At 34.9% G+C, this 23,080-nt stretch carries 19 protein-coding genes; 5 read left to right on the top strand and 14 right to left on the bottom strand.

All coding sequences use genetic code 11. From position 1 onward, the window contains the following. The first annotated feature begins 73 nt into the window (after positions 1 to 73). Positions 74 to 1,171, top strand: a complete 1,098-nt coding sequence (locus tag OZP15_RS01945) for a serine/threonine-protein kinase (protein ID WP_269226835.1) — start codon at positions 74 to 76, stop codon at positions 1,169 to 1,171. Between the two features lie 162 nt (positions 1,172 to 1,333). Here OZP15_RS01945 and OZP15_RS01950 read toward each other — a convergent pair whose 3' ends face one another. Then, positions 1,334 to 2,857 carry a DUF4394 domain-containing protein gene (locus OZP15_RS01950; RefSeq protein WP_269226836.1) on the bottom strand — a complete coding sequence of 508 codons (1,524 nt, stop codon included), beginning with the start codon at positions 2,855 to 2,857 and terminating at the stop codon, positions 1,334 to 1,336. Between the two features lie 161 nt (positions 2,858 to 3,018). On the opposite strand from OZP15_RS01950, the gene OZP15_RS01955 reads away from it, so the two are divergent. Both OZP15_RS01955 and OZP15_RS01960 read left to right on the top strand, forming a co-directional pair. Next, the gene (locus OZP15_RS01955; protein WP_269226837.1) at positions 3,019 to 3,948 is read left to right on the top strand and encodes a helix-turn-helix domain-containing protein; all 930 of its coding nucleotides are present in this window, start codon (positions 3,019 to 3,021) and stop codon (positions 3,946 to 3,948) included. Positions 3,949 to 4,050: 102 nt separating this feature from the next. Next, positions 4,051 to 4,809 carry an SDR family NAD(P)-dependent oxidoreductase gene (locus OZP15_RS01960; protein WP_281336859.1) on the top strand — a complete coding sequence of 253 codons (759 nt, stop codon included), beginning with the start codon at positions 4,051 to 4,053 and terminating at the stop codon, positions 4,807 to 4,809. 60 nt (positions 4,810 to 4,869) lie between these two features. Here OZP15_RS01960 and OZP15_RS01965 read toward each other — a convergent pair whose 3' ends face one another. From OZP15_RS01965 to OZP15_RS02010, 10 genes are all read right to left on the bottom strand, one after another. Next, positions 4,870 to 5,586 (bottom strand): heterodisulfide reductase-related iron-sulfur binding cluster, encoded by a 717-nt coding sequence (locus OZP15_RS01965; RefSeq protein ID WP_269226838.1) that lies wholly within the window; start codon positions 5,584 to 5,586, stop codon positions 4,870 to 4,872. Between the two features lie 100 nt (positions 5,587 to 5,686). Further along, the gene (locus OZP15_RS01970) at positions 5,687 to 7,792 is read right to left on the bottom strand and encodes an FAD-binding and (Fe-S)-binding domain-containing protein (protein WP_281336860.1); all 2,106 of its coding nucleotides are present in this window, start codon (positions 7,790 to 7,792) and stop codon (positions 5,687 to 5,689) included. A 147-nt stretch (positions 7,793 to 7,939) separates the two neighbouring features. Beyond that, positions 7,940 to 8,596 (bottom strand): aspartate kinase, encoded by a 657-nt coding sequence (locus tag OZP15_RS01975; RefSeq protein WP_269226839.1) that lies wholly within the window; start codon positions 8,594 to 8,596, stop codon positions 7,940 to 7,942. Between the two features lie 196 nt (positions 8,597 to 8,792). Next, positions 8,793 to 9,152, bottom strand: a complete 360-nt coding sequence (locus tag OZP15_RS01980) for a YraN family protein (protein WP_281336861.1) — start codon at positions 9,150 to 9,152, stop codon at positions 8,793 to 8,795. Positions 9,153 to 9,214: 62 nt separating this feature from the next. Continuing rightward, positions 9,215 to 9,592 carry a hypothetical protein gene (locus OZP15_RS01985; RefSeq protein WP_281336862.1) on the bottom strand — a complete coding sequence of 126 codons (378 nt, stop codon included), beginning with the start codon at positions 9,590 to 9,592 and terminating at the stop codon, positions 9,215 to 9,217. A 41-nt stretch (positions 9,593 to 9,633) separates the two neighbouring features. Then, positions 9,634 to 10,110 (bottom strand): hypothetical protein, encoded by a 477-nt coding sequence (locus OZP15_RS01990; protein WP_281336863.1) that lies wholly within the window; start codon positions 10,108 to 10,110, stop codon positions 9,634 to 9,636. Positions 10,111 to 10,161: 51 nt separating this feature from the next. Continuing rightward, positions 10,162 to 11,163, bottom strand: a complete 1,002-nt coding sequence (locus tag OZP15_RS01995; protein WP_432419382.1) for a S66 peptidase family protein — start codon at positions 11,161 to 11,163, stop codon at positions 10,162 to 10,164. A 3-nt stretch (positions 11,164 to 11,166) separates the two neighbouring features. Continuing rightward, on the bottom strand, positions 11,167 to 13,131 hold the full coding sequence (locus OZP15_RS02000; protein ID WP_281336864.1) for an endonuclease: 1,965 nt from the start codon (positions 13,129 to 13,131) through the stop codon (positions 11,167 to 11,169). 70 nt (positions 13,132 to 13,201) lie between these two features. Beyond that, the gene (locus tag OZP15_RS02005) at positions 13,202 to 14,617 is read right to left on the bottom strand and encodes a DUF5689 domain-containing protein (RefSeq protein WP_281336865.1); all 1,416 of its coding nucleotides are present in this window, start codon (positions 14,615 to 14,617) and stop codon (positions 13,202 to 13,204) included. A gap of 29 nt (positions 14,618 to 14,646) precedes the next feature. Further along, positions 14,647 to 17,424 carry a carboxypeptidase-like regulatory domain-containing protein gene (locus OZP15_RS02010; protein WP_281336866.1) on the bottom strand — a complete coding sequence of 926 codons (2,778 nt, stop codon included), beginning with the start codon at positions 17,422 to 17,424 and terminating at the stop codon, positions 14,647 to 14,649. A 133-nt stretch (positions 17,425 to 17,557) separates the two neighbouring features. Here OZP15_RS02010 and OZP15_RS02015 point away from each other — a divergent pair, with 133 nt between their 5' ends. Beyond that, the gene (locus OZP15_RS02015; RefSeq protein ID WP_281336867.1) at positions 17,558 to 18,661 is read left to right on the top strand and encodes an endonuclease/exonuclease/phosphatase family protein; all 1,104 of its coding nucleotides are present in this window, start codon (positions 17,558 to 17,560) and stop codon (positions 18,659 to 18,661) included. A gap of 168 nt (positions 18,662 to 18,829) precedes the next feature. Next, positions 18,830 to 20,383: an L-piperidine-6-carboxylate dehydrogenase gene (gene amaB, locus OZP15_RS02020; RefSeq protein WP_269226842.1), complete on the top strand. Its 1,554-nt coding sequence runs from the start codon at positions 18,830 to 18,832 to the stop codon at positions 20,381 to 20,383. 192 nt (positions 20,384 to 20,575) lie between these two features. Here amaB and OZP15_RS02025 read toward each other — a convergent pair whose 3' ends face one another. The 3 genes from OZP15_RS02025 to OZP15_RS02035 form a co-directional block, all read right to left on the bottom strand. Beyond that, positions 20,576 to 21,058 (bottom strand): DUF6646 family protein, encoded by a 483-nt coding sequence (locus tag OZP15_RS02025; protein ID WP_281336868.1) that lies wholly within the window; start codon positions 21,056 to 21,058, stop codon positions 20,576 to 20,578. 37 nt (positions 21,059 to 21,095) lie between these two features. Further along, on the bottom strand, positions 21,096 to 21,821 hold the full coding sequence (locus tag OZP15_RS02030) for a metallophosphoesterase family protein (RefSeq protein WP_269226843.1): 726 nt from the start codon (positions 21,819 to 21,821) through the stop codon (positions 21,096 to 21,098). 82 nt (positions 21,822 to 21,903) lie between these two features. Then, entirely contained in the window at positions 21,904 to 23,049 is a 1,146-nt protein-coding gene (locus OZP15_RS02035) for an ATP-binding protein (RefSeq protein WP_269226844.1), read from the bottom strand. Positions 23,050 to 23,080: the final 31 nt, after the last annotated feature.

Raw genomic sequence — 23,080 nt, forward strand, 5'->3', positions numbered from 1 at the left:
ATTGAAAAAGAAGGCTTTTTAAACATTTTCATAAATTTTTGAAAAAATAATTAAATCAGTTAGTTAAAATTTTATGAAAACCAATGAATTAAACAGATTATCAGAAGAAGATGATATCATTCTGCAAATTGAACAATTTAAAATGGGACTTGTTTCTTTGGCAACTGGTGGAAGACTAGAACAAAAAGAATACAGTACATTTAGAAAATTAATTTTATCCCAGTCCAATTTAGAAAAAGTAATTCCAAGGTTCTTAAAACTTTGTAGAACATCTGATGAGTTTTGGGCATGGATAAAATCTGAAGCTCCTACATATGCGGAAAGAAGAGTTATAATTAGTGAAGCAATAAATCCTATATTAGAAATTCTTGAATATGAAACAGGTGAAGGTGCTTTAGAATTTAGTAAGAATTATGAAGAAAAGGAAATAATTGGAAATGGTGGTTTTGGATTAGTTTATCTATATGAACATAGACTATTACAATTGCCTTTTGCAGTTAAGGTTTTTGCTCCAGCTTTTTATGAAGGTGGGGGAAAAGAACTTGAAAGGTTTTTTCAAGAGGCTAAAATGTTATTTAAATTAAACCATCCTTCAATTATCAAAGTTTATGATGCAGGGATGATAGGGAGCAGACCTTTTATTAGAATGGAATATTTTAATGGAAGAAATTTAAATCAAATTTTAAATGATTTTGGCACTTTAAAACAAGACAAAGCATTAGAATTAATAAAAAATATTGTAAAAGCATTAAATCATGCTCATGAAGAGATTGGAATTATTCATCGAGATTTAAAACCAAGTAACATAATGGCATCTATGCCAAATCAATTTAGAATTATTGATTTTGGTTTAAGTATATTTATAGAAAATGAACTTCATTCTAGGTTTACAAAAACTGGTGAAGGAACAATAAGCGGTTATTATAATGCTCCTGAATTAATACAAAATCCAAGATTAATAGATAAAAGATCTGATATTTATTCAATTGGAGCAATTTGGTATACTTTATTGATTGGTCAACCTCCAGCAGGAAGCTCATTTCTAGATATTTTATATGAAAATCCAGAAATCAGTAATGAATATGTAAAATGTATTGAAGGTTGTTTGAAAAATATTGAAAATCGAACAAAAAGTTGTACAGAATTACTAGACCAAATAGAAAAACTTTAGTAACACAATTTTTATTTTATTACAAGGGTTCATTTAATTAAAATTTCAAATATTCCTACATTTTAATTAAAAATTATTGATGGAAATTAATCAAAAAACCCAGCCAGATTTTTTTCAAATCCTGACTGGGGTTTCTAACTAAAACAAAATGAATTTTTATTTCTAGAATCCTAGACCAACTGCCATTGCAGTAGCAGTGATATTAAAATCCTTAATTTTTGTAGCAGCTCCAGTGGTCAAATTCACAGAATATACGCCTGTCATTCCTCCAACTTTAAACAAACCAAAAGCTTTATTAGAGCTTCCTCCAATATCAAAACCATTATCCGCATCCACATCAATTCCTAAAGCGCCTACAGCTACTAAAGTTCCGTTGTTAGGAGGATTTTGGTTGTAAAGCATATTCGTTGTATGATCTACAACAAATAAATTAGTGCTAGCAGTAGTAGCAAAACTATTCGTATAGGCAGCTCCACTAACAGCTGGTGTTCCTGGGTTTAGGACAAGATCTGTTGCAACAACGGTCCCTAAATCAGGGTGTAATCTTAAGTTTTGACCAGTGTTGGTTACTAGTCTTATTCTATCTACCATTGGGTTAAAATCAAATCCGATAGAAGTTCCTGATACAGCAGGTGCTAAAGAAGTTCCTACAGCAGTAACTTGTCCGCTGGCAGTATTTACAGTCAATAATCTACTTTGATTAGTGATGGCAAATAATGTCCCGTTTGCAGGTCTAAAATCCAAACCAACAATAGTTTCACTAGCCAAAAGTCCAACAAAAGCAACAGAATTCATCATTGGATTGGTTGGGTCAAATCGGTATAATTTATTATCAGACGAAGCTGCATAAGCCACAGCATTGGTTTTGAAAGCAATTCCGATAACCGCTAATCCAAAAGTACCTACTTTTTCTGCTTTTCCAGTTTTTAAATTAACAGTGAATAATGAAGATACATTATTGCTGTAAGTAACGGCCAAAGCTGAACTGTTATCTGGAAGGATATCGAAGTTTCCAACTCCAGTAAAATCAACACCTAAATCACCAATTTCTTCTAAAGTTCCATTGTTTGGTGGATTTTGTAGGTATAATTTATCTTGTGCGAAGTCAATATCAAAAAGTTGTGTGGTTGAAGCACCTGCAACACTATTGGTGTAAGCCACCGCTCCAATGCTAGGAGTTGATCCTCCATTTATTGCACCATCAGTTGCGGCAACAGTTCCTAATTCAGGGTGCAAACGTAAATTTTGTCCCGTTGGAGTTACCAAACGAATTCTATCAACAGTTGGATTAAAGTTGATGTTAGCACTAGCTCCACTTATTGCTGGAGTAAAAGCAGCAGATCCTAAAGCGGTAGCCAAACCCGATTCTTCGTTAATAAAATAAAGACGGCTTGAAGTTCCTACGGCATACAATTGTCCAGTTGCTGGTCGGTAATCGATACTCACAATTTTTTCTCCACTAGGCAAACCAGTAATAGCTGTTGTCGAAGTTGGTGTTGCTAAATTTCTAGCATTGTATTTTACAATGGCATTAGTATTGGTCAATGCTGTAAAATTCACATCGGGAGCCATTGGTGGCATACTTGATGAATCATTGTCATCATTATTACAAGAAAGAATTGTTAGTGCTAATGTTCCTAAAAGGAAAAAAGAAGCAAGGCGATTGTTGAAATTTGTTTTGTTCATGATATAAAATGTTTTTGTTATAAAGCCATTTACGAACAAAACAGAAGTATGGTTTTAAAAAAAGATAAATTTTTTAATTTTTTTTTAAAAAGATAAAAGGATTTAAAACAAATATACATTTCAATTAATTCGTATATTTGATTTTTACAAATTTACTTCCAATGAAATCAAAATCAATCGACGAGTTTTATGAAGACATTTCCAGCGACAGTTTTGCTAATCCATGCGAACTGTTGCCTAATGGAATTCAAAAAGAAATTGGACATTTTAATGTTTTTAATATCAAAGAATTATACGAAAGATTGAAGGGACAATGCAATATGCCATACGACCGAAGAGCCTATTATAAAATAAGTTTGATTCGAGGCAAAAACAGAGTAGAGTATGCTGATCGAACCATTGAAATTGAAGAACAGGCTCTTTTGTTTGCAACGCCCAAGATTCCGTATAATTATCTTCCCTTGGATATGCAACAGTCAGGTCATTTTTGTGTTTTTACCAGTGAGTTTTTAACCAAAGACAAAATCGGGATCGACTTGGAAAAGCTGCCTATTTTCCAAACAGATGGTTATCCAGTATTTCAGCTGACAACAGAAGCGGCTAATGAAATGGACTTAATTTTCAAAAAGATACATCAAGAAATTAATTCAGATTATGTTTATAAATACGATTTGATTCGGAATTATGTAGCGGAGCTGATTCACTTTGGGCAAAAATTGCAACCCATAACCGCCTTGTATTCTAAGCACAATTCGGCAGCCAGAGTTTCTTCTTTATTTGTAGAATTATTGGAAAGACAATTCCCTATTGAATCTTCTCGCCAACGATTGGAATTGAAATCGGCCAAAGATTTTGCGGATCGTTTGTCCATTCACGTCAATCATCTGAATAAAGTTTTAAAGGAAAATACAGGTAAAACGACCACCGAATTAATCAGCGAACGATTGATTCAGGAAGCCAAGATTTTATTAAAAGAAACGGATTGGAATATTTCGGAAATTGCCTATTCACTCGGTTTCGAAGAATTGGCACATTTTTCTAATTTCTTTAAAAAACAAACTGCTTTGTCGCCTTTGTCTTTTAGAGTTTAAATAATTTGATTTGAATTTTGCAAATTCTGGATTGATATTTACAATAATGGAATTTTAGAACTCCACTAATTTTGTCTTACATAATTTAAAACAAAATTTAAGATGCAAAATAAAATAGTGCTGGTTACAGGAGGAAGTCGTGGATTAGGAAAAAATATGGCTTTGAGTCTTGCCGAAAAAGGATTGGATGTAGTGTTAACTTATCACAGTAAAAAAGACGAAGCAGAAGAAGTTGTAGCTGAAATCGAAAAATTAGGACAAAAAGCAGTAGCAATCCAATTGAATGTTGCAGAAGCAAGCAGTTTTGATTCCTTTTTTCAAAATGTAAAATCAACTTTGCAAAACACTTTTGGTACAGATAAAATTGATTTTTTAATCAATAATGCAGGGATTGGAGTTCATGAAAGTATTGCCACAACCACCGAAAATCAATTGGACAATATGGTTGATATTCATTTCAAAGGGCCTTTTTTGTTGACTCAAAAAGCATTGCAATTACTGAATGACGGTGGCGGAATTGTAAATATCTCGTCTGGATTGACCCGTTTTTCATTTCCAGGATATGCTGCTTATGCTAGTATGAAAGGAGCAATAGAAACTTTGACTAGTTACCAAGCAAAAGAATTTGGGGATCGAAAAATTAGAGTAAATGTAGTAGCTCCTGGCGCTATAGAAACCGATTTTGGAGGTGGTGCTGTTAGAGATAACGAGCAACTCAATCAATTTGTTGCTTCTTTAACCGCTCTAGGACGTGTTGGTTTACCAGATGATATTGGCGGTGTTGTAGCTTTTTTATGCTCCGAGGATGCTAAATGGGTAAATGGTCAACGCATAGAAGTTTCGGGCGGAATGAATTTGTAATTATCCAGTAAACATAAAAAATCCAACACGAATTTTTAAATAAATTTGTGTTGGATTTTTTTATTTCGTCACTTCATCCACCAAATAAAAAATAGATTTAAAATCAATGCCACTTACATTTTCTAGTCCAATTTCACAGGTTCTACTCGTGGAATAACCTTCTTTGCAATGAGTCGGTATTTGTTGTTTTAAATTCCGTAATCCGTGTTCGCGCAATTCTGGAACCAGAAAACCTCTGTCGCCTGCAAAACCACAACAATTACTGTCAATTATAGTAACATTATCAGCACAGAGATGAGACAAGGCAATAAGTTGGTCTGTTTTTCCAATTTTTTTGACCGAACAAACGGGAAAAATTGCAACGGTATCTTTTTTGTTTTTTACAGTCAAATGTGGCATCACATAATCCAACATAAATTCGATAGGATCCATAATTTTTAAGACATTCGAAAATTCTGCTGCCGAATGATAAAAACATGGACTCATATCATATAGAATGGGATATTTTCCGTTTTCCGAAGCTTTTAAAAGGGCGTTTTCCAAGGCACCGGATTGTCTGTGATTGGCTTCTGCAAAACCTTTACTCGAAAATGGCATTCCACAGCAATGACTATCTATTGATTCGGGATAGATGATGGTAAAACCGGCACGGACCAATAATTGATGGGTTAAGGCAGTCAACTGAAGATCGTCTGCAGTTTGAAAACTGTTTTTACCCATACTTCTGTTGATGCAGGAAGGAAAGTAAACTACTTTTAAATCAGAGGTTGTGTTCATTGTTTTTTATTAAAAGTTTAACCGCAGATTCACGGATTTTTTAATTGTAAATCTGATAAATCATTTATTGAAGTCAAAAAATAATCTGCCGAATCTGCGGTCAATTTTTTGTCGTTATTTTGTCGGCTCCTTTTGGCATTTCTGGAATCCATTTTGGCACTTTTCCAAAACTTATAAAATGCAATCCATTGGATAAAGTATTCATAATGGTATTTCCAAATAGTGAATGAAAAAAAGAAACTGATTTTAATCCCATTCTTAAAACTGTTGTAGTTCCAGCCATATGTGAACCTATGTAATTCGCAACATTTTTATCGCTGGCATTTAATTCATTCGCACGCCATTCTTTTACAAATTTCCCGGTATCAATATAAACAGGACAGGCCAAAGCACAAAGTCCATCGGTTGCACAAGTTTCGTCCAGCTGATAAGTTACGTCTTTTCTAATGTCAGCCAATCGTTTTGGATTATCATTCGTTTCTTCCAAACGGCTGATTTCCCGGGCAATCACAATACGCTGTCTTGGCGATAAGGTCAGACCTTCGGAAACGCAATGGGGTTCACAAAATCCACATTCCATACATTTGTCAACAATGGCATGGGATTCGGGCATTGGTTTTAAATTTTTGAGATGTGCCTTCGGATCGGGATTGATTAAAACATCGGGATTAATTTTATTATGAGGATCAAAAATAGTTTTGATGCGTTTCATAATTTCGTAAGCCTTTGTTCCCCATTCTTTTTCGACAAATGGAGCCATATTACGACCTGTTCCGTGTTCTGCTTTCAAAGATCCATTAAAACGATCTACGACCAAAATAGCCAACTCTGACATCAGTTTTTCGTAACGATCCACTTCGGTTTGGTTCGAAAAATCTTGAGAAAAAACCAAATGCAGATTCCCTTCCAAAGCGTGTCCAAACATCACGGCATCGTGGTATTCATGTTTTTGGAACAATTCTTTCATTGCCACGCAAGCATCGGCTAGTTGAGGCAATGGGAAAGCGACATCTTCAATAATTACAGAAGTTCCATTTTTTCGCAGTCCGCCAACGGTTGGTAGTAAACCTTTTCTAGCTTTCCAATTGAAATAATATTGTTTGGGATTTGAAGTAAATTCATATTCCGCAAAGGTTGGAATCGATTCAATCTCTGAACGGATTTTAAGCTGTTTGAGCAGCATATTATCTAAATCATTATCGCGGCATTCGACCAATAAAGCACAGGCCGATTCGGGTAAAGTTCTAAAATATTCTGGAGCATCAGGATCGAATTCTACCGAGCGAATGGATTCCCTGTCCAATAATTCCACCGCTGCAACCGGAGCTGATTTTAATAAAATAGTGGCATTGCAGGCATCTTGAATGCTGTGGAAAATTATCAAGGAACAAGATTTATGCTTTTCATCAATAACGGTTTTGAAAGTCACATTCGAAATAAAAGCCAGAGTTCCTTCTGAACCTACCATCAAATGTTTGATGATTTCAATCGGATCCTGATAATCGACCAGGGCATTGATGCTGTAGCCTGTGGTGTTTTTTATTTTGAATTTATTTTTGATGAGATGATAGAGCGTTTCATCACTTTTGATAGTATCTCTTAAGTTTTCAATTTCCTGAATTAAAGCCTTTTGATTGTTTCTGAAATCCGTAACACTTTCGGTATCTGCAGTATCCAAAATAGTTCCGTCATTCAATACAATTCGGATATCGGCTATGGTTTGATAGGAATTTTGAGCGGTTCCGCAGCACATACCACTAGCATTATTGGCAACAATTCCGCCAATCATCGCCGCTCCGATAGAAGCAGGATCTGGACCAATTTTTAATCCGTGTGGTGCCAAAAAAGTATTGGCTCGTGCACCTACAATTCCGGGTTCTAATTTTATTTTCTGATTGTTTTCTAAAAGTTCAAAACTTTTCCAGCCATGCGTAGCCACTACCAAAACAGAATCGGTAATCGCCTGACCGGACAAACTCGTTCCTGCGGCACGAAAAGTCAAAGCAATATCAAGCTTTTTGGCTTGCTTTACTATTTCGATTACTTCGGCTTCGTTGTGAGCCAGAATTACAATTTTAGGAATGAGTCTATAAAAACTGGCATCGGTTCCATAAGCAAGGGTTTGCAATGAATTGGTCAAAATACGTTTGGGATCGATAGAGGTCGATAAAATGTCTTTTAACTTTTGATAAGATGGAGTTAGCATAGGTAATCTAATTTCTAAAATCCAAAATTAGTTAAAAGTAAAGTCTTTTGGATGATTTTGATTTTAGTTTATAAAAAAGTTAACCGCAGATTCACAGATTTTAAAAATCAGCGAATCTGCGGTTAAATGAATTATTAAATGAGTCTATTAGTTTTTCAAATCTTTAATAACCTTGAAAGCCACATCTACTTCATCTTCACTTACTAAAATCGTAAATTCATTAGAAGTCGAAATTACTTCATTAATGATGATTCCTTCCCACGCTAAACGCTGAAAAATGAAATAATAAATTCCAGGAACAACGATGTTTTCTTTAGGTAATTTTACCGTAATCGAAGCTAAATTTTCCAGTTTTTGAATCAGTTTTTCGTTGGCAAAATGTTTGTCAACCAAATGATTTACGGTGTTGCTAACTACAATATTGGTTTCGTTTACGCCTCTTGAAGACGTATAAAAAATATCTGCAAAAGTGTTAATGTCTGTGATCAAATCGGCTTGTTTGTTCAAAACGGTATCTGATGCAGCAAAAGTATAATCGGTCAGTGCTGAACGGACAGTGATTTCACCAATATTCTTGATTACTTTATTGATTTTGTGGTTCAGTCTAAAGTCGAGTTCTTCGGTCAGTCTTTTTAGCGCCATTACAACAGCACCTTGTTTCACTTCTTTACCAAATTCACTCTCCAATTCGACCATGATGTTTCTGGACAAAGAGGTTAAATTGATGATTCCTAACGACAAAGCGTTTAGCAAAAATGGTTTGGTTTTGATGTAATTTTCTACAATAGAGGAAACTGTTTTCATAAAGCTGCTTTTTGATGTTTTTGTAACCTAATAAAATCAGTATTTAAAAATCAGTATTTGCAAACCAATCTCAACTATCCTTATTTTACAAGGGATTAAGTGTTTTTACGTAATTTATACGTAGTTTTTTTGCCTTAAATCTGGGCAAAGATACATAAAAAACAATTTGTTACAAATATAACATCAATTTTTTTTACTAAAAATGATAAAAAGCATCGATAAGGTGTTCAATTACAAAAGATTTGCCTTCTTTGTGAATGGCAATTATGTCAAAACGAACGTCAACATCTAAATTTTTAAAAACTACGTATTCGTTTACAGCTTTTACCAAAAGTTGAATTTTTTTGGGCTTCACAAAATCTTGTGGTAAACCAAATTCGAGAGAGGAACGGGTTTTTACTTCCACCACGGCAAGTGTATCCTCTTTTTGGGCAATGATGTCGATTTCGGCTTTTTGAAACGTCCAATTGGTTTCCAGAATTTCATAGCCTTCTTTCTGAAGATATTCTATAGCTAATTCTTCTCCTAATTTTCCTAATTCGTTGTGTTGAGCCATAGTTTAGATTGCAGAATTTAGAATTTAGATTTCAGAAAAAAGAGAAGAGACTGTTGTAGCTATTATGGGTTTGTTCTTTTGTCAATATTCCCTTTTATAACTCTGCGACAAAATATTAAGTTTAATATTGAACCAACCACTATTAGAGAAATAAAAAAAACGCATAACGTTGTTAAATACATCCATACTTCACTGTCTTCAAAAATATCTTTAAAGAAATTATATTTTGTCAGATAATCGGGAAATATACAAGCTAATATAACTGATATTGACCAATGAAAACCTACCAAAATATTTACAGTGAATTTAGATTTAAAGTTGTCTAAATAATTATAAAGGATATTGTCTGATAAAACTTTGGTTAAATAGGAAAGACCAATAATTAACAAAGCAATGCTAAATAAAAAAACTCTTATTCTGGGATCATTATTAAATGTCATATCTCAATTTTGAAGTCATCTTTATGTTTAAAAGTTTTTTCTCATTCAATAACTTCAAATATTTTATTGAATTTTTGCACCAATTTTTTATTTTCTCGTTTCAAACTCCATCTTAAGTGAAGAAAACTAAAAATAGTAAATAAATTAAATAGGATATATACAAAAATTGGGGTATTGTTAAAATTAAAATAGAAAAAACTATTGACGCCAATTAGTGCAACAAATGGGAAATATTTCATCCAAATAATCCCTACTTTACTTAAAGGTTCAACAGTATAATTTAATTTTAGTTTGTTATCAGTATTTTGATATTTCCCTTTAAGTATGTATATAGCAGAAGTAAAATTATAGTTTATTGTAAGGCGAAAAGTTGAATCATCAAAATTTCCATAAAAGCATTTTGAATTAAAAAAAAATATAGAAAAAATCCCAAAGTTTACTCTTAATTGTGGTAAGCCAATTTTCGTATTTTCTGTTAATTTCGCTCTAAATTCTGTTATATTAAGTTTAGATTTCATTAAAAATTATTTTCTTATTTTTTATAGGAACAAAGTTATTAACTATATTCTTTACTCAAAAACCACCATACCTCCATTCTCATTCACATCCAAACTCACAACATTCCCCATTATCAAAGCTCTGTTGTCTTTCACGTGACCTGCTGGGAAATTATAGAGAATTGGAATATTGTATTTTTGGGTTATATCCTGAACAATTTCATTGGCGTTTTTGCCCCACGGAATGTCATTGTCTTTCATCTTGGTCATTCCGCCCACAATAATTCCTTTGATGCTTTCGAGACAGCCGTTGCGTTTTAGGTTCATCATCATTCGGTCAATGTGATAGAGGTATTCGTCCAAATCTTCTATAAATAAAATTTTATCCGTACAATCAATAGCCGATTTAGAGCCGAATAAACTATACAAAATAGATAAATTGCCGCCTACCAATTCGCCAGTAGCTTTTCCAAAACGATTCATCGGGGATGAATTAATTTGATAGGTTAATGGTTCGCCAAACAATGCTTTTTTTAGAGTAGCAATCGATTCGGGAGCTGTCGTGGCAATACTCACAGGCATCGTTCCGTGAATGGATTTGTAACCCAAAGTATTCAAATGATTGTGCAAAACCGTAACATCGCTAAAACCTACGATCCATTTTGGGTTTTGTTTGAATTGGGTAAAATCCAATAAATCAATCATTCGAACGGTTCCGTAACCACCACGAGCACACCAAATAGCTTTGATATTCGGATTGTCCATTTGCTTTTGAAAATCGGAAGCACGTTGTTCATCGGTTCCTGCTAATTGATTATTGTCTAATCCGATTGTACTTCCAATAACGACTTCTAAACCCCAAGATTTTAATAAATTTATAGTAGGTTTTAGGTTGTCGTCGATGTTTTTTCGGGCAGTTGCGACAATCGCAATGGTATCTCCTTTTTGTAAATAAGGTGGTGTAATCATAGTAGTTTGAGCTTGAATATTCGATAGTTGAAAAACAAAAATAAGCATTAGAAGTTTATAAAAAACAGCCGAATTGGTTTTAAAAAGACTTCTAATGGGAATCATATTTTATTCAATTATTATTTTTTTGACAATGGTTTTATGCTCTGAATTGATTTTGGCAAAATAAATTCCAGTTGGTAAATCAATGTTTATTTGGGTTTCGCCAATGAAATTCGTTTCCAATACTTTTGCTCCAAGGCTGTTGTATATTTCGATAATTCCCTTTTCGTTCAATCCAGAAATGGTAATTGTTTTTTGCGCTGGATTTGTAAAAATGGTTGCTTTTAGACTCGCATAATCATTCGTTGCTAGATTCGAATGCCACGCTTGTCCTACTTTCGAACCCCAAATATAATTCGCCAAATCGGGATAATCTATAAATGGATTTCTATTGACTTGCCAAGTGTAAATGTAATTATTTCTATTCATTTCGAAGTCATCTGATGGGTCTAAAGTATTCCAAGTTAATAAAGATGTCAAGTCGCCCAATTGTCCGACGGTTGTATCCGCAATATCGCCGTTGATAACACTCAAGGCATTATAGCGAACAGCCATATAAAATACGGAACGAGCGACATCACCTTTCCAAGAATTTTTGTTACCCGTTGGTCCATTATAACCTGTTAATCCATAATCTTTGTTGCTACGCAAACTGTTTTCGGCTCCGTCTTCGGCTCGAAGATGATGCGCATCGGCGTGACCGGCCAGAATATCGTTGGCATTGGTAGGCAACCAAATATCGATTCCATCGGGAATGCTTTCGGTTCCGTCGGTAAAACCACCACGAGATTGTGGGTAAATGTGTTCCCGATTCCATTTTCCGGTATTGATTCCAGTATCTTGAAATTCTAATTTGGAACGGGATTGCTCCACATACATCAACCAAACCTCGTTGCTGTTCAGTGGGTTTTGATCGGCAGTTTTTAGAATTTCGATAACGTCGCCATAATTATGAGCGTGCACAACGGCTGGATTGGCAATAATATCTTGAAGTGCTTGCTTTAGAGCAGTTCCAGAAAGTCCTTCGAGAGTGGAATAATATCCCGCAGGAGCTGTGCTGGAAACAATTCCGTACGTTGGATTTAAAGGTGTTCCAAATGGAGCAACGGTAAAATCATTGTCAATAATTCGAATTTCGATGTTATCATTGAGTCGTTTGTATTGTGATGGAATTGTGCCAAATTTAATTTTTAGAATTTCATCGCCTTCATCTAAAATATCGTCAATAATGGTGATATTCGCCACGAAACTATTGGAACCCGCAGGAATAAAAACGGTTGTGTTACCTGTGAAATCTCCAGTCGTGAAAGACGAATTATTCAAAGTAAAATTGAAAGTCAAATCAGTCGTAACATTGATTTGGGTGGTGAAAGTAATTGGGAAACTTGCGCCTTCATTCTTGTCGGTAGTGTTAGCAGTTATCGTGATTCCGTTGAAGATGATTCCGCTTCCATCATTATTCGCACCAGGCGTTGGATTTTTGGTTTCATAAGTTCCGTCATTTTTTCTTTGAACGGATTGGGTGGTTTGAAGACTGTTTGCATTTTCATTAATTTGCACACTGACTCCCAATAAATTCATTAAAGCTGTAGCATCGGCATCATTGGTGTCGTACATTAAAGCATCAATTAAATTTACCGATGTTGCCAAAGTATCGTCTGGAAAATCAGAAGCATTTCCTAAATACAATGCAACTCCATCGGCACCATTTTGGATGATATTATCTGGAAATATTTTGTCTGGAGCAGGAGAAATTTGCGAATTTCCAATAAGAACAATTCCGTTAGCATCGGTGATTAATCCATCTAAATCAATAGTGTAATAACTTCTGTTAGCGGTTGAAGCTGTAGCATTTCCGTTGAAAAAAACCAAAACATAGCCATCTAAAGGAAAGTTGGGCGTTACTGATTTTAATTCGATAAATTCTTTGTCATCTGTACTCGGCGTATCCGAATCGAGTTCGTTGATGACGACTTGTGCATTGGACGCAAAAGCAAATAGAAAAAGGAGTAGGGCAAGTAGGTTTTTCATGAGAATTGAATTTAGGGTACAAAAAAGGCCTCCATAAAGGAAGCCTTTTTGAACTTATTTTTTGCAATAATTAATTTACTGTAATGTTATCCAATTGCAAAGTGGTGGTTACGGCAGGAAAAGCCGAAGCACTACCAGCATATTCAAATACAAAATAGCCGTTGCCAGTTACAGTTGCTGGAATAGCATAATTGCCACTTGCTGTAAATGTAGCTCCATAACCAGAAGTAGGTGTAGTAGGAATGGTAAAACTAGAAGTAATATTGGTCATTTTGGTAACATCAATTGCACCTCCAGGAGTGTAATCAGCAGCTAAAACGTAATATACTTTCAAAACTGCTCCGTTCCAAAATCCCATATTCGAACGAAATGAAAAGTTGCTTGCAGCTGTCATATTTACTGGAACAAATAAATAAGAATTATTGGTGCCACCTGATCCAAACGATGTCATTTGGATGTATTTATTTCCACTAAACGATGTAACTGCAAAATATCTAGAACCCACTGACGAATCACTAATATAATTTGGGAAATTAGTTAGTGCAACAGCATAACTTTCAAAAGTTTCGTTTACAGTTGCTGGGAAAACAGTAGAATTTGTTCCTACTAATGCTGGAGTATAATCCACTCTAGGATTTGGCATATTGGCATCACGCTCGGTTCTCATTATGATTTGATAAGTAGAATTGTATCTGGTCAAAACTCCTCTTATTTTTCCTTTACCAGATGGAACTTTATATCCCGCAAAATTAGCAAATCTACTGGTTCTAATCGTTAGATTACTGGTTCCGTTGGTTACAAAAATACTAGAATCAAAATCGTCATTTCTATTGGAATCATAAGTTCCTCCAGCCGATTCATCAGCAAACTGCACATCATCAATTTCTACTAAAGTATTCAAATAATTAGCTCCGTTAAGCGCTTGGGCTAGTGTTATTTTTTTGACAATTGCATCTTCACTTACAATATCACAAGAAGGGATAAGGTGTTTAGGATAATCTGAAGTTGCTAGTCTATCTACGGCAAACTGTTCTGTAGGAGCTGCTCCAAATATTAATCCTCTTCCAAAACCTGTTGGGTTAGCATAAGCCAAGCCGTTTAGTTTCAAAAACACTTTTTTACCCGGTTGAAAGTCTTTGCCATACATATTTACTTCATCAACAGACAAGTTGAATCCTTTAGAACCATCAGTGGGTTGAAAGTACATGCTCTTATAGAAATTTCCTCCTTCGTCACTTGAAATTACATAAGCTTCGATGTAATCGAAAATTTCTTTACCTGTTACAGGATCTTTTGTAGCTGCGGGATAAATTAGTGTTGTTCCATTTGCTGGAGCACTGGTGTATAAAGCTGCTACTTCTTTGGTTTTTGTCAAACCAGGATCTACACAGTCAAATGTAGGAGTGTCGTAAGTATCGTTTACACAGCTTGAAAGCAAAACAATGGATGCCAAAACGATGCCGCTATATTTTAGTATATTTTTCATAAGTTGATATTTATTATAACGCTTAATTCTTAAAAGTTTAAATAGAGGTTAACCATAAATGTTCTTCCGTATCCGTAGAAATATTTTGAACCGAAAGAGCGTGTTGGTCCCTGATGATCTTTGTATAATTCGCTATAAGTTGCGTTACGAGCTTGCTCGAATCCACCGGTTTTGTAAACAATATCAAATACATTGTTAACGTTAGCAAACAATCCCAAAGTTTTGTCTTTAATTCTCCAAGATTTTCCTCCTACAAGGTTTACAAGAATGAAAGAGTCAAATTTTTCTTGGGCTAAATAGTTTGCTGCCAAATCAGCATCATAAGGAAAATTAGCTCTGATTTGAGCTGATTCTGTTGTGAACTTTGCTGTTCTTAATAAAGGTGCAACATCTAAATAATTATTAGACAAATAATTGGCATTGGCACTAATCCACCAGAATTTTGGATCACGGTATTCTAATCCAACAGAATAAGCTTGTTGTGGCATTCCACCTTGTTTGTAGCCTTCCATATTAGCCGTTCCGTTGAAAATGTCGTCTATTTCTCCATCAGCATGAATGGCTAAATTAGGGTTGTTGGTATAAGTGTATTCTCCAAAAGCAGCTACTGCAGTAGCTTTCAAAGTAGAAGTAATGCTGTATTCTATACCAGCTTCTACTCCTTTGTTTCTTTTATTTTGACCAGTAACAACTTCTGAAACAAACTCGCCAGTTGGAGCGGATAAAGTACCACCAATATTATCTGCATAATAAAAAGAAATATCCGTAGTATTTTCGGTTTCGTTAAAGTAAGCAGTAAAACGAGCTTTAAGGCTTGGCATTCTGATGATGTAACTGGCATCAACACTTCTTATCATTTCGTTTTTGATGTTGTCAGTAATGTCGTTACTCAAACGAGCGTTTGGAAAAACGTCTTTAGTATTAGGCGCTTTGGACATATAAACTCCGTTGAAATCTAAATAATGTTGACCAGATAATTTATAAGTCAAGCCTCCTTTGAATCCAAAATTATCGAAGTGTAATTTTTCGCTTTTTCCAAAGGAATTCGTTGGATAAAAACCATTTTTGTACAAACCTTCTCTTTGATAAGAACTTCTGGTAAAAGATTGTCCAAGGTAGAAATCGACTTTGTCGTAAGTGAATTTAAACTGCGTAAAAGCATCTATTTTAGTAGCATTTACTATGTAATTGTAACCGTATTTATCGCCTACAACTGCTGTTCTTTTTGGGTTATTCAAATCGGCTTGTTGTTGATCTTCATCGATTCCAAAAATATTGATGTCATTAAAATAGGTTCCTCCTAAAAGATCCAAAAGATTTTTGAAGTTAGAAGATCTAGAATTAGTATAACTAGCTCCAGCATTCATCACAATATTATCCGCTAATTGAGACGAAAGAATGGTATTGGCAATAGCCGTTTTATCATCGGTGCGGTCTTCATATAAAACATAACGACTTCCGTTAGCAATATTTTGATTGTTAATGCGGTACATTGATGTCCAATCTACTTGAGGCTGTGCCAAAAAATTGGCTTTGGCTTGTTCTGCTGCTATTAAATTTGGAGTGTAAGTAGCTACATCATTACTATAAGTATATAATGTTGTGTAATAACTTGGTAAGTTTCTGTAATAAGTTGGGTCAGGATTGTCAGCTTTTTGAAAATCGATACGACTGTTTCCTATTTCTCCAAATTGGTAGGAAAGGTTGGTGTGCAATTTCGTTTTAGAATTGAATTTCCAGTAGTGACTTAAAGTAAAAATAGGCTCTTCGACATCTTTATATCTTGAATTTCTTTTTTCACCTTCTTGATAACCCCAGTATGAATTGTATTTATAGCTTGTTAAATCAGTAACTTCTTGGGTGTTTGGTGAATTTTTTCCTCTTCTATTCTGCGCATAAATAGAAGTAAAGTTAATGCTATGGTGGTCGTTAATTTTCTTTTCGATACTGGCAAATAATGAATTTGCAGCATAATCTGTTCCGTCAAAAAAACCTTCTTGAGCCCATCTTCTTCCTCCAGAAATAACATAAGCCCAGCCGTTTTTATCCATCCCTGAAGCGTGAGTTGCCATCGCTCGGTAACTGTAGTTGGTATTCGTTCCTAAAAACGAGATTCTAGTTCCAGGTCTATAAATCGAAGCTCTTGTACTAATGTATTGTGTTCCTGCAATTCCTCCAAAAGTATAATCCGATGGAGCTGAACCATTAGTAAATTCTTGATTTCGAGTGGCGTCATTAAGACCTCCCCAGTTGCTGTATTGTGGTCTTCCGTCAGATACACGATTCATAGAAATTCCGTTAATCAAAATACTAGAATACTCATTGTCAATTCCACGAACATTAAATCGAGCTTGACCAAAATTGTAAGCAGCCGCTTGTAAAAAAATATCTTTTGATGCCTGAAGCAATCCTGCAGTACTTTCTGAACCTCCATTATCATCACTCAAGTCATTGTCAGTAATGGTAATTAAAGTGTTTTGTTTTTCTTGTGTTTGGTCTTGTTCAAAACTAACAACTCCCATATCCAGTGTTTGTCCTTCGATAATCTCAATCTGAATAAGTTGATCTTTGTATCCATCACTTCTTAAATGAACCAAAAGGTTTCCAGGTTCAACTTTTTTAAAAGAAAATTTCCCACTGGCATCCGTAAGTTGCATCAAATTGGTGTTTTGTATCGTTACAATAACACTTTGAAGAGGATTCTGCGTTTTAGAATCGACTACTTGTCCAGAAATACCCGTTTGAGTTTGGGCAAAAGCAAAGACTACTTGTATTACAAATAATGTACTAAGTAAAATTTTTTTCATAAATAAAAATGGATTTAGATTTTGCCAAAAAAATAATGATTTCTTGACGAATACAAAACTACATTATTAATTATTATTATCTACTTTTGCATCTGAATTTTTATCAATCTTTACGTTAAAATAATATAAAAGTATGAGAATAAAAAACCTAATTGCAGTTTTGCTTATTTTTTCTTCAGTAATACAGGCTAATGCACAACAAAAAAAGTATATCGTGCACACGGTTGCATTTTATAATTTCGAAAACTTATTCGATACCATCAACAATCCTAATTTTGACGAAGAATGGACACCTAAAGGATTGCAACGATGGACTGCTCCAAAGTACAAACAAAAATTAGAAAATTTATCTAAAGTGTTGATGCAGATAGGTACTAACGATCAGCAAAAAGAGGCACCAACGCTTATTGGAGGTTCAGAAATTGAAAACCGTGGTGTTCTCGAAGATTTAGTCAAACAGCCAAATATTGTGAAAAACGATTATGGAATTGTACATTTCGATTCGCCAGACAAACGTGGAATTGATGTGGCTTTGTTGTATCAGAAAAAACATTTTAAACCGACGAGTTCTGTTAACATACCGTTAATTATTTATAGAGGAAATGCTAACGAAAAAGACAAAGAAACCGAAGAGGATAGAATCGATAAAGACAAAATCGAAATCACTCACGACAACCGAGTTTATACCAGAGACATTCTATTGGTAACCGGATTTTTAGACGGAGAAGAAATTAATATAATGGTCAATCACTGGCCATCACGTTCGGGTGGAGAGAAAAAAAGCAGTCCTTTTAGAGAAGCAGCAGGAAGATTGAGCAAAAAAATTATGGATTCTATTTATAAAGTCAATCCCAATGCCAAAATCATTACAATGGGTGATTACAATGACGGAAGCTATAACAAAAGTATCAAAGAAGGCATTGGAGCCAAACTCAAAAAATCGGAAGTGAAACCATTTGGCATTTTCAACCCTTTTGAGCAAATGGCAAAAGACGGGCACGCTTCCTTATTCTACAGAGATTCAGGCGATATTTTCGACCAAATTATGGTTTCCGAAACGTTAATTAAACCTGATTTTTCTACTTTTCAATATTGGAAAGCAGGAATTTACAACAAACCTTTTATGATCGAAAAATTCGGAAGGTATGCGGGTTATCCCTTGCGCCATTCCGAAAACGAAATTGGTTACAGCGATCACTTTCCGGTTTACATTTATTTGATAAAAGAAGTGAAATAGTTTAAAAATTAGTTTCAAGAAAAAAATCACTTTTAAAGTCCGCCACAGGTTCACTGATTTTATTAATCTGTGAATCTGTGGCGTTTTATTTTATATTGTTGCACAATGGCTGTTTAATGCTATTTAACTCAACAATGTGTATCTTTATCCATCCAAATTAAAAACAAAATGACAACATTAGCAGCACAATTCGGAATCAAAGAAGCTCTGGATCAATTGGGCATAAAATCTATAAATGAAGGAACGTCAACAGGAAATACTAGTTTTTCAAATGGAGCAATTCTCGAAAGTTATTCGCCAGTGGATGGAAAATTAATAGCTTCTGTAAAAACTACTTCTGAAGCGGATTATGAAAAAGTAGTGCAAACGGCTTCCGAAGCTTTTAAAATATTCCGACTAATGCCAGCTCCCCAACGAGGCGAAATCGTGCGTCAGTTTGGAGATAAATTGCGCCAAAATAAAGAAGCTTTGGGCAAATTAGTTTCCTACGAAATGGGAAAATCCTTGCAGGAAGGGTATGGCGAAGTTCAGGAAATGATAGACATCTGCGATTTTGCGGTTGGGCTTTCTCGTCAATTGCACGGCTTGACCATGCACTCGGAGCGTCCTGGACACCGAATGTATGAACAATATCATCCATTGGGAATTGTCGGAATCATTTCGGCCTTTAATTTTCCGGTGGCAGTTTGGGCTTGGAATACGGCCTTGGCTTGGATTTGCGGTGATGTCTGCGTTTGGAAACCTTCCGAAAAAACACCGCTTTGTGCGATTGCCTGTCAAAATATAATTGCCGAAGTTATCCAAGAAAATAATTTGCCAGAGGGAATTTCCTGCCTCATCAATGGCGATTATAAAGTGGGAGAATTAATGACAACCGACAAGCGAATTCCATTAATTTCGGCAACAGGTTCTACTCGAATGGGAAAAATTGTGGCGCAAACTGTTGCAGCTCGTTTGGGAAAATCATTGTTAGAATTAGGAGGCAATAACGCGATAATTGTAACGCCAGATGCTGACATCAAAATGACTATCATCGGAGCCGTTTTTGGTGCGGTAGGAACAGCAGGACAACGTTGTACTTCAACACGAAGATTAATTATTCACGAAAGTATTTATGATACAGTAAAAGACGCCTTGGTTTCAGCTTATGGTCAATTAAAAATCGGAAATCCTTTGGACGAAAAAAACCACGTTGGACCATTAATTGATGTCCAAGCTGTTGAAATGTATGCCAAAGCATTGGAAAAAGTCGTTGCCGAAGGAGGAAATCTTATTGTAAAAGGTGGCGTACTTTCGGGTGAAGGTTATGAAAGTGGCTGTTATGTAAAACCTGCGATTGCGGAAGCGGAAAATTCATTCGAAATTGTTCAACATGAAACTTTTGCACCAGTTTTGTATCTTTTGAAATATTCTGGTTCGGTCGAAAATGCTATCGAAATTCAGAATGGAGTTGCCCAAGGATTATCATCAGCCATTATGACCAACAATTTGCGTGAAGCGGAATTATTCCTGTCAGTCACAGGTTCCGATTGTGGAATTGCCAATGTCAATATTGGAACTTCAGGAGCCGAAATTGGTGGTGCTTTTGGCGGCGAAAAAGAAACAGGCGGCGGTCGTGAATCTGGTTCTGATGCTTGGAAAGTTTATATGCGTCGTCAAACTAACACGATTAATTTTACCACGAGTTTGCCATTGGCACAAGGAATAAAATTTGATTTGTAATTTAATTGAACGCAGATGACGCGGATAAACACGGATAAAAAAGTTTAATATTTAACTTTATAATTAAGAAATCAACGAATATCCGCTAAATCCGCGTCATCTGCGTTCCATTCACTACGAAACTGATAACCACCAAAAAAAAGCGGCTCGATTTTCATCAAGCCGCTTTTTGATTTATTTGAAATTTCTTTATTACAAATTAAAAGAAGCTCCAATACTAAAAGCAGTTCCATTGTTGTATCTTGAAGAAGCATCCTTGTCATATTTTGCAAATGGAGCAGAAAATTCAGTAAAAACACCAAATCCTTCTGAAAAGAAATAACGAGCTCCAACATGACCACCAAAGTTTTTAATACCTAAATTCAAACCTGGATACAAATCGAATTTTGGAGAAACATTTAAAACATTTCCTAAATTAGCATTGAATCTTGCTTTTGCATCAAAGCGATATTCAAAAGCTACATCCTCAATATGACTTCCACCTAGTAAATAAGAACCAAGAATCCCAATTGAGAAATTTTCTCCCAAACCAAAATCAGTCGAAGCTTGAATACCACTTCCTCCGTTTTGAGCCGTTAAACCAATGTTTAATTTAGTATCCCCTTTTCCTTTAAAAGCTTGGGCATTTACCATAGAAAATGCACTTAATAATACGATTGTAAAAATCTTTTTCATAGTTATTCTAATTATTTTTTTTGCAAATATAGTCTTTTTAATTTCTTCCTTTTTCGGTTGGATACAAATTAGGAAGTGGTTCGCTTTGCCAAAATTCTTTGGTATCGACATCTAAAATTGTTAATGGTCCTTTGAAAGCTGCTCCTGTGTCCACATTCCAAACATTTGCCATTTGAACTGGCGTTGTTTTTTGAATTCTAGAAACGGGAGTGTGACCAATGTAGATTTCGTTGTACAAAGTCAATCGTTTTGGATAGGCTAAATCCTCTTTTTTCATGGTTTTATCCAGTGCCAATGCTGTTTCCCAAAGCGATCTGTCCCAGTAAAACAACCTCGGATAATATTCAAAATTAACGCCATTCATATTGGTAAAACCAGCGTGAACAAACAAGCGATTTTGGTCGTCAAGATAATAAGTCGCTAAAGATTTTATAAAATCAATATGTTTCTGAATCGTTTCAGGACTTACTTTTTCGTAGGCTAAAACCGTGGCCTCACCACCATGATTGTACCATTCTAAATTATCCTTGGTTTTAGTCAGCCAGTCCAACAATAATTCATCGTGATTTCCTAGAATACAAATGCAATTGTGAGTGGTTTTCAATTCGATTAAAAAATCAATTACCTGTGGCGATTGACTCCAGCCATCTACATAATCGCCCAGAAAAATCAAAGTATCTTGTGGAGTAACATTGGCTCTTTCCATAATTTGGTGTAGCGCACGTAATCCTCCGTGAATATCTCCTATAACTAATGTTCTCATTCTGTTTTTTATTTACCGCAAATTCGCAAAATATTTATTAATTTAAAACATTAATTCACGAATATGCAGTTAAATTTTTATTTTACTGTACATCATATTTCATTTTTCTCAAGATTCTCAAAGCTTCCTTGAAAGACAAATATACAGAAGTGAACCGTTTCAAAAGCAATTTCGCGTCAATCAATTTTTGTTTCGCATCTTCAAATTCGTTGAGGTAACAAATCATAAAAGTAGAAGGTAAATTTTCTAAATCTTTAAATTCCCTTTCGGTTAATGCAATATTTTTTTGAAGTTTATTGAGTAAAGAAATATTCGAATTATAAATATGAAACAACATTTTTCGGTTGAATTCTGGCGGTTGAAAAAGAAATTCTCGTTCAATTTTGTAGTATCCATTGTCTTGAAAATGAATGGTTTGTTTTTCCAATGGATAGTAACTTGTTTTGTCATTCAAACCCAAAGGAACATATTCCATAATCGTAAAAGAATCATCGTCAAAAGTAATCGTTACCACATCTTGAGCAGAATAAAATAACTTGATTTGCTCGTTGATTAATTCAATATCAACTCTCGAAAGAAAAGTTTTATCTTTTGACTTTTTAGGAACTCCCGCCCAGCAAATCACAAATAATTCTTTAAAAACTTTGTATTTTGGAGCCATATCCTTGTGGCGAAAATTCATAAAGTCAATCACGCCATCAAGTGTGTATTCAATACTGTTTCGGGAACTATTTTCAATGCCAATAACGGTTTCTGTGTTTTGATAATTTTTCTCCACTTCAATTTCGTTTTCAATAGGCATCGTGTTACTGCCTCTGCGAATAAAAACGCTATTGACAGGAATGGTGTGAATTCCTTTTTTGAAATGCGAAGTTTTGTTTTTGGCTTTTATAGTTACCAATCCAACTACTTTGTCTTTGGGCAAATTGGGAAAAGGCACGTTTTCGTATTGAATTTTCGGTGGATTTTCCAAATAGGCATTGACCAAATTCTGAATGCGACTGTCGTCAAAAAAATCGTCGCCTATAATTTCATTATCATGATCTTCGACTCCCACAACGATATAGGAATTATTAGCCGGATTGGAGTTCGATAAAGCACAAATGTGTTTCAGAAATTTAGCTTTTCCTTCGCGGGTATGCAAATTCAACTGTCGTTTTTTGTCATAAAAACTGCTCTCATCATTGTGAGCCAAAAGGTTTTTAATTAAAAGACGCTTATTAATCATTTTTTAAAATAAAAAAGAGCAATGATTTGCT

The organism is Flavobacterium eburneipallidum, from assembly GCF_027111355.2.
In the GTDB taxonomy this organism is placed as follows: domain Bacteria; phylum Bacteroidota; class Bacteroidia; order Flavobacteriales; family Flavobacteriaceae; genus Flavobacterium; species Flavobacterium eburneipallidum.

Bases quoted from the DNA above. Each gene is read 5' to 3' on its own strand.
- OZP15_RS02025 (WP_281336868.1), bottom strand. From the start codon at position 21,058: ATGAAAAAGATTTTTACAATCGTATTATTAAGTGCATTTTCTATGGTA.
- OZP15_RS02015 (WP_281336867.1), top strand. From the start codon at position 17,558: ATGAGAATAAAAAACCTAATTGCAGTTTTGCTTATTTTTTCTTCAGTA.
- OZP15_RS01970 (WP_281336860.1), bottom strand. From the start codon at position 7,792: ATGCTAACTCCATCTTATCAAAAGTTAAAAGACATTTTATCGACCTCT.
- amaB (WP_269226842.1), top strand. From the start codon at position 18,830: ATGACAACATTAGCAGCACAATTCGGAATCAAAGAAGCTCTGGATCAA.
- OZP15_RS02005 (WP_281336865.1), bottom strand. From the start codon at position 14,617: ATGAAAAATATACTAAAATATAGCGGCATCGTTTTGGCATCCATTGTT.
- OZP15_RS01995 (WP_432419382.1), bottom strand. From the start codon at position 11,163: ATGATTCCCATTAGAAGTCTTTTTAAAACCAATTCGGCTGTTTTTTAT.
- OZP15_RS02035 (WP_269226844.1), bottom strand. From the start codon at position 23,049: ATGATTAATAAGCGTCTTTTAATTAAAAACCTTTTGGCTCACAATGAT.
- OZP15_RS02000 (WP_281336864.1), bottom strand. From the start codon at position 13,131: ATGAAAAACCTACTTGCCCTACTCCTTTTTCTATTTGCTTTTGCGTCC.
- OZP15_RS01985 (WP_281336862.1), bottom strand. From the start codon at position 9,592: ATGACATTTAATAATGATCCCAGAATAAGAGTTTTTTTATTTAGCATT.
- OZP15_RS01990 (WP_281336863.1), bottom strand. From the start codon at position 10,110: ATGAAATCTAAACTTAATATAACAGAATTTAGAGCGAAATTAACAGAA.
- OZP15_RS02030 (WP_269226843.1), bottom strand. From the start codon at position 21,821: ATGAGAACATTAGTTATAGGAGATATTCACGGAGGATTACGTGCGCTA.
- OZP15_RS01980 (WP_281336861.1), bottom strand. From the start codon at position 9,152: ATGGCTCAACACAACGAATTAGGAAAATTAGGAGAAGAATTAGCTATA.
- OZP15_RS01950 (WP_269226836.1), bottom strand. From the start codon at position 2,857: ATGAACAAAACAAATTTCAACAATCGCCTTGCTTCTTTTTTCCTTTTA.
- OZP15_RS01960 (WP_281336859.1), top strand. From the start codon at position 4,051: ATGCAAAATAAAATAGTGCTGGTTACAGGAGGAAGTCGTGGATTAGGA.
- OZP15_RS02010 (WP_281336866.1), bottom strand. From the start codon at position 17,424: ATGAAAAAAATTTTACTTAGTACATTATTTGTAATACAAGTAGTCTTT.
- OZP15_RS01975 (WP_269226839.1), bottom strand. From the start codon at position 8,596: ATGAAAACAGTTTCCTCTATTGTAGAAAATTACATCAAAACCAAACCA.
- OZP15_RS01945 (WP_269226835.1), top strand. From the start codon at position 74: ATGAAAACCAATGAATTAAACAGATTATCAGAAGAAGATGATATCATT.
- OZP15_RS01965 (WP_269226838.1), bottom strand. From the start codon at position 5,586: ATGAACACAACCTCTGATTTAAAAGTAGTTTACTTTCCTTCCTGCATC.
- OZP15_RS01955 (WP_269226837.1), top strand. From the start codon at position 3,019: ATGAAATCAAAATCAATCGACGAGTTTTATGAAGACATTTCCAGCGAC.